Raw genomic sequence first — 6,503 nt, 5'->3', positions numbered from 1 at the left:
TCGTGATAAACGCGGCGGTAGACAGCCACACCAGGTTCGCCGCTCGACCAGTCGGCAGGTCGGGTGCCTTTGATCTAGGTTTCTAGAGGTAGGTTCTGAGTGTCTTGGCGGGCGATTAGCCCGCCGACGATCAGGATGGTCTACCCCTGCGCGGGGACGGTATTCTGCGCGAGCACTGCCGCCCTCCTGGGGGTCAAGCAGGCCGCTGCTGTCGAGGATGCTCAGTATTGCGGCTAGCTGTGTTCAGCACCGAAAGACCGATGGACATTGTCGAAGTCATCGCCCTTGGGCGTGGCATGGATGCCCCTGGCTTCCTGGCTACGGTAGTAGGCCTTGATGTTCAGGCCAGGGTCGATTCTGGCGCGCAAGGCGCAAGGTTGCTGTTGCCAGGGATGGCTGGCCAGGTTTTCCCTCAGCTTGCGGGACGCGGAATTGCGCTTCCAGCCGTCGAGGGTGCGGTCGCGCCAGTAGCGCTCCGGGCGGCCGGTGGCGGCGTCATGGGCAGCGGTGACGGGATCCAGGTGGCGGCTCTGCTCCAGCACGGGCAGGTCGGGTAGCGGCTGCTCGACGTCCATGTAGCGTTGCAGGGTGTCCCAGAAGGCATGGAGATTGGCCTTGTCGAGACCCAGGCTGTGCATCTTCATGCCCAGGCAGACCTTGGTGTCGGTGTAGCGGTGATGCAGCCAGAGCACGTAGTCATGGCCGCCATGGGGGGTGATCTGCAGTTGCATCACCGGGTCGAATTCGTAGAAGGGCGCGACGAAGGGCGAGCGGAAGCGGCGGCCGATCCGCAGCATGCCGTCGCGCCGGTTGAAGCCGCTACCGTCATGGGTGTAGATCAGGGAATAGAGGCCGATCAGCAGGTCGACGCCGATAACCGCCATAAAGAGCAGAATCGCGCCGAACCAGAACGCGGTTTGTTCCCCCCAATAACCCCAGAGCGCGCCTTGGTCCCAAGCAATGGTTACGGCGGTAATTATTCCGAACACTCCGCCAAATATATAAGCCAGCCAGGGCCTCGATGAACTGTAAATCACGAGACAGGCGATCATAATGGAGAGACCTAGTGTTGTGACCAAGAAGTTACTATTAAAAACATCTGCCAGCTTTAGTGTCCATGGGAAAAAAAATGACATTAAGCAGCAAAGCTTTAATATGAATAAAAAGTGCAATAGCTTGCCGCTATTTTCAAAATTCCAGCGCTCCGCATCGCAATAAATGTGCTGTTTGCGTTTTTCCTTGGTTTGCCGCTCATAGGCCAGATGAGCCTCACCCATAAGCTGGCCTTCGATCTCGGATATCGAATCCAGGTTGGCGTAATGCCCCCATTTCAAGGCGGTATCGAACAAACCTTGCTTGTCGCGAATCGGTGGCGGTAGTGCGGGCACTGCTTGGCCGCGATAGGCGGCAGGGCCGTAGGTTTCAGTCGTCATACCTTGAATTCCAGGGTTTCGATCTGCCAGTAAGGAACTTCGTCGGTCCTGGCATTTAGCGCCGGCGGCTTGGCGAAGGCGGCTTGATAAGGTTGCCAGGTTTTCGGGTTGGGTTGTGGCAGCACCAGTTCGTCGGAGCGGTCGGCCTCCTTGGCGAGGCGGAACTGGCCGAAGACCTTGAGACGCTGGGTGACCTTCTGCCCATGGCGTTGCAACGGGGTGAGCGTGATCACGGGAAATTGCTTCGGCAGGATATAGAGCATCGAGCCGTCGTCCAGGGGGTGGGCGGCCAGCTTGGCCTCGTCGATCGGGCGCCGCTCGGTGCGCTCCGCATTGAAGGCGCCATTGAGGGAGAGTACCCCCAGTTCTTCCCGGGCAAAGAACTGAAAATGCTGGGCGCCGAACAGGCCCAGCAGGGGCGAGTGGATACGCACCGCCCAGTCGTCCCGCTCGAAGGGCTGGGCGGAGGTGCGGCGGCATTCCAGGGCTGCGTTCAGCGGGGCGCGCTGCCGGTCGAGGCCGCCGAGGCCTGCCCGCACGCCTGGCGGCGCCTGGTCCAGCCAGTCGCCCAGGCGGCTGACCTGGATCACGGGCCGACCGAGGATGCCGAGCAGTTGCTGGTAGGCGATATGCGGGTCGCTCAGGTGAGCGAAGCGCTGGTCGTCTCCAAGCAGTTTGTCGAGCATGCCGACCTGGCCGTGATCCTTGCCGAAAGGCCCGTTCTTCATCAGCGCCTCGACGTCGCTGTCGACCAGCCAGCCGGCCAGGATGTTGCCGCCGATAAACAGCGTGGCCCCGGCAATCAGCACCACCGGGTTGATGCACATGCCCAAGGCATAGGCCGTCCAGGCCGCCCCGCCCGCCGCTGCCGCGCCATAGGCCAGGGCGGCATCGCGGTCGCCCTGGTGCCAGGCGCGCTTGGCGTCCCAGACGGTAATCGCCGTCGTGAAAAGCATGGCCCCGCCCGAAAGAGCGCGCAGTACTGGCAGACGAGGGTTGCCCGTCTGCTCTGCCAGATTTGCCGCCCAGCGAGTGGCGATTCTGGAAACATCGAGGCGTGGTTTATTCAGCAAGCTTACGAGCTGATGCTCACCGCCAAGAATAAATTTCGATAGGTTGCCCGAGGCAACCACAAGGTCAGCCGCTGCAGATATATATCCGGCGCGATAGCGGTCTAGACCATCCCCCGCTTCCCTTTCCAAACTCCTCATCCCCTCAACCTGCGCACTCAAGTTGTACATGGCACAGGCCACTGCAACCACGGGCAGGGAGGGCGACTGTGCGGCAGTGTCGAGTTTGCTGGCGACCGCATGCTTCCAGGCGCTGTACTTGATCACCTCAGGATGGTCGGCTGGGGCTGCGATGATGACTCCCGCCCCATGATTGGGCAGCCCCCGTCCCACCTGACGCGGGCTGGTGGAGCCGATGACCTGGCCCTCCGGGTTATTGATATTCATGTACCGGTAGTTCTTGCGGGTGAGGGCCGCCCGCTCGGTGCTGGTCAGGCCATAGCGCAGCCCCTCCCCTTGAACGCCCAGAATCCGCAGGTTCGAAGCCTGGGCTTGTGCTTCGCTGACCAGCTGTATGCCGCGCCAGCTGGGTGACAGCTTCTCGAGCACGCCGTGGGTCGGTGCGAACAGGCGACGGAACTCGATGGCGACCTTCACGTTGGCATCGTTCAGGCGCTTCACCTGGGTCAGCACGGCCATGGAGAAGTTGTCCATGAAGTCGCCGATCAGCGCATGCAGGTTCTTGTAGACCAGGCCCTTGTCGGTGTCCTGCGGGTCGATGTCGGCTATGTGCAGCAGGCTGTTCATGCCCATGCGTTGCGGATCGGGTTCGCGCTTTTTCGCGGCCAGGGCGACAAGCCGTTTTACGGCCTCGGGCAGGCTGCCATCCGCCTGCGCCAGGAACGGCTTGCTAATGGGGTGGTGGCCGGTCAGGAGGCGTTCGCTCAGCTGGGCGGTGCGGGTGCGCAAGGAGTCGCTGGCGTTGGCCTGAGACAAGGCGTCGATATGCTCGGGCAGTTTGCCCAAGGTGCCGAATATCTCGCCGAGCAACTGGTAGGGTTCCAGCAGGCGCTCGTCGTGGGTGTATTGCCAATCCCACAGCGCTGCGGCCAGCGATACGTCCGATAGAAGGCTGACCAGGCGTTGCAGCTGGGAAGACAGGGCGGTCCTTACCAGCTTGCGTTCGCCGTCGAATACGGCCTCGTGAAGTTGCTCGAGGTGCAGGTGCTTCCTGAACTTGCCCAGAGGGCTGCTCGGGCTCTGCATGACCGAGCTGTACAGCGCATGGGCGTAGCGACCATTGGGGCGATGCGGCACCAGCGCATTGAGGGTGAGCAGGTAGGACTCCGCCAGACGTGCTTGCGCACAAGCATGCCTGAGCGCGAACAAGGGGTCATCGAGCATCAGCCCTACCAGCTTCGGATAGGCCCGCATATTGCGTTCGGCAAGCACATCCGCGCCGACCGCCAAGGTGGGCAACGGTTGCGGGGGAGCGCTTCGGGTCGCAGCGGCAAGCTCCTCCAGGCGCAGCTGCATGCGGCTGCTCATTTCGTTCGAGGGGATGCTGCTCAGGCTGGGGGTGAACAGGGACGGATCGCTCAACAGGCTCTCGATGCTGAAGTCGCGCGCTCGAAAGCCGTCCGCCTGCGCACTGATCACCACCGCCGGCATGGCCTGCGTCGGCCGCCATTGACCCGCCCCAACGACCGCCGCCGACCAGGCGAACGCGACGATCTGGGCGCGACATTTGACGCGATTCCGGTCTTCCTCCAGCCAGCGGATATATTCCCAGGTCCAGGGCTTCTCGCTGTAGGCCATCAGGTAGTTGTTGGCGACGGACTGGCCCTGCACGAGGATGGGAATCAACAGGACTTGCTGCTGCTTGCCGACGGACTGTCGATCATCGGCAGCGGCCCCACTCTCGGCCTGCTTGCGCCAATGGGCGAGATCGACATCCTTCATGTTGCCTTGGCCGTCGCACAAGACCTCACGCCAAAGCTTGCCGTTCTGGAATACGTAGATGCGCCCTGGGCGTGGCAGTGCTCCCCGGGGCGCCTCATTGTAGGCGTCATGTCCTGGCAGCCTGGCCAGCGGCATGATGGCGAGGAAGGTGTTCTGTTGAATGTTCTCTTCTTCTTCATGGCTGCGCATGTCGACAGCGATGGGCAGGGACAGTTTTTCGCCATCCTCCCGCTCGACACTCAGCACGAGCCTCTTGCGTTGAGCGTTATCGTACTCTGTACGCTTGCGAACGCCTTGCTCGATGGGTTGATCCTTCAACTCGCTCATGCGTCTTCCTCCGGGTCGAGCAATTCAACTTGTCCGCCTTGCTCTGGGTCACCCCAGACGTCCACGATCAATTGTTGCGGCCCCGTAGCCCCTTTTTCAGTTGGAGCCGGCAACTGGTTGAGATTGGCAGTGCCGGTTTTCTCGCCTACTGGTGCGGTATCGGCAGGCTTGGGCAATGTCGGGGAAATGGGCGCAGCCCCCGAACCGCTGCCCGGTGCGCCGCCGGAGTTGATCTTGATCACCGGGCCGACCAGGGTGATGCCGCCGCCGTCGAGTTTGATAAAGCTGCCGCCGCCCTTGAGGGTCAGTTCGCTGCCGGCTTCGAGCACGACTTTCAGGCCGCTGCTGAGGTGGATTTCCTGGCCGGCCTGGATGAACTGGCCGTTACCGAGCTTGATGTGCTGGCTGTCGCCCACCGTGAGGTGGTCGTTGGCCTTGATCTCAGTCTTGCGGTCGGCGTGGGTGGTGCGGTGTTCTTCGGCCTTGAAGTGGCTGTAGGTATTGGCCTCGACCGTGTCGTGGCGCTCGTTGCCGACACGGATCTTCTGGTCGTGCTCGATGTTCTCGTCCCAGTCGCGCTGGGCATGGACGTAGATCTGCTCGGCGCCCTTGCGATCCTCGATGCGCAGTTCGTTGTAGCCGCCACCACCGGGACTGCTGAGGGTCTTGAACACGCTGCGGGTCTTGTTTGCCGGCAGGTCGTAGGGCACCACGTGTTCGGCGTGGTACAGGCAGCCGGTGACCAGGGGTTGGTCGGGGTCGCCTTCGAGGAAGGTGACCAGCACTTCCATGCCGATGCGCGGGATGGTGATGGCGCCGTAGCGATCACCGGCCCAGCTGGAGCTGACGCGCAGCCAGCAGCTTGTTTTCTCGTCGGCTTGGCCTTCGCGATCCCAGAAGAATTGCACCTTCACTCGACCGTATTGGTCGCAGTGGATCTCTTCGCCAGCCGGGCCGGTGACTACGGCGCTCTGGCTGCCGAGGATGCGCGGTTTCGGGTGGGCCAGGGATGGGCGATAGGGCACGTCCCAGGGCGTGGCAGTGAAACGGTTGCGGTAGCCCTGGGTGAAACCGTCGGCAGGCTGGGTATCGCTGGTCACCGACTCTTCCAGCACCTGCGGCTGTTTACCTTCATGAAGGACTTCGGTGAGCAGCCAGAGCTGGTTCCACTCTTGGCGTGGATGTTCGCTCAGGTCGAGGAAGTGACCGCTGACCAGCGTCGGTGAGTCGCCGTCGCCCTGTGCCAACTCGAAGTCGTGCCGGTGCCGTTCCAGAGCGCGCTTGGCCAAGTGCTTGCCGCGTTCGCGGTCGGTGTAGCGGCCGGGATAGTCGTAGTCTTCCAGCTTGGGTTGGGCGTCGCCTTCGGCCTTGGTTTCCAGTTGCAGGCGCGGCTTCTCGAAGTCGTAGTCGCGGCGCGTCACCTGGCTGGTGCGGGTTTCCACGCGCACGCCGAAGTGCTTGATCACCGGGTCGTCAGCCACCAGGCCGCTGTCCTGCTGGTAGGCCAGCGGTGCCAGACGCGGGAATACGGTCTGGTCGTCGCCGAAGGTCAGTACATGGCCTGCGCTGCTGTGCTGGAAGTGGTAGTGGATGCCTTCCTCCTCGCACAGGCGCTGGACGAAGTGCAGGTCGCTCTCGTCGTACTGCACGCAGTATTCGCGCTCGGGGTAGAGCGAGCCGAGTTGGAATTGGTAAGCGTCGGCCTGGATGCCGTGCTCTTCGAGCACCTGGCCGATGATCTTCTCCACCGTCAGGTGCTGGAAGATGCGCT

The 6,503-nt window shown here is 62.3% G+C and carries 3 protein-coding genes; all 3 read right to left on the bottom strand.

Annotation, left to right across the window (positions count from 1 at the left end; genetic code table 11):
• Nucleotides 1–233: 233 nt before the first annotated feature.
• Nucleotides 234–884: a hypothetical protein gene (locus tag EA796_RS23590; RefSeq protein WP_122110263.1), complete on the bottom strand. Its 651-nt coding sequence runs from the start codon at nucleotides 882–884 to the stop codon at nucleotides 234–236.
• A 545-nt stretch (nucleotides 885–1,429) separates the two neighbouring features.
• Nucleotides 1,430–4,732: a hypothetical protein gene (locus EA796_RS22690; RefSeq protein ID WP_122110262.1), complete on the bottom strand. Its 3,303-nt coding sequence runs from the start codon at nucleotides 4,730–4,732 to the stop codon at nucleotides 1,430–1,432.
• On the bottom strand, nucleotides 4,729–6,503 hold a 1,775-nt coding region (gene tssI / locus EA796_RS22685; RefSeq protein WP_147459079.1), incomplete at its 5' end, for a type VI secretion system tip protein TssI/VgrG. The genes tssI and EA796_RS22690, both read right to left, overlap by 4 nt.

The organism is Pseudomonas sp. AOB-7 (assembly GCF_003696305.1).
Classification (GTDB): Bacteria; Pseudomonadota; Gammaproteobacteria; order Pseudomonadales; family Pseudomonadaceae; genus Aquipseudomonas.
The sequence above is the reverse complement of the archived record's forward strand: the minus strand, read 5'-3'. Positions and strand labels throughout refer to the sequence as shown.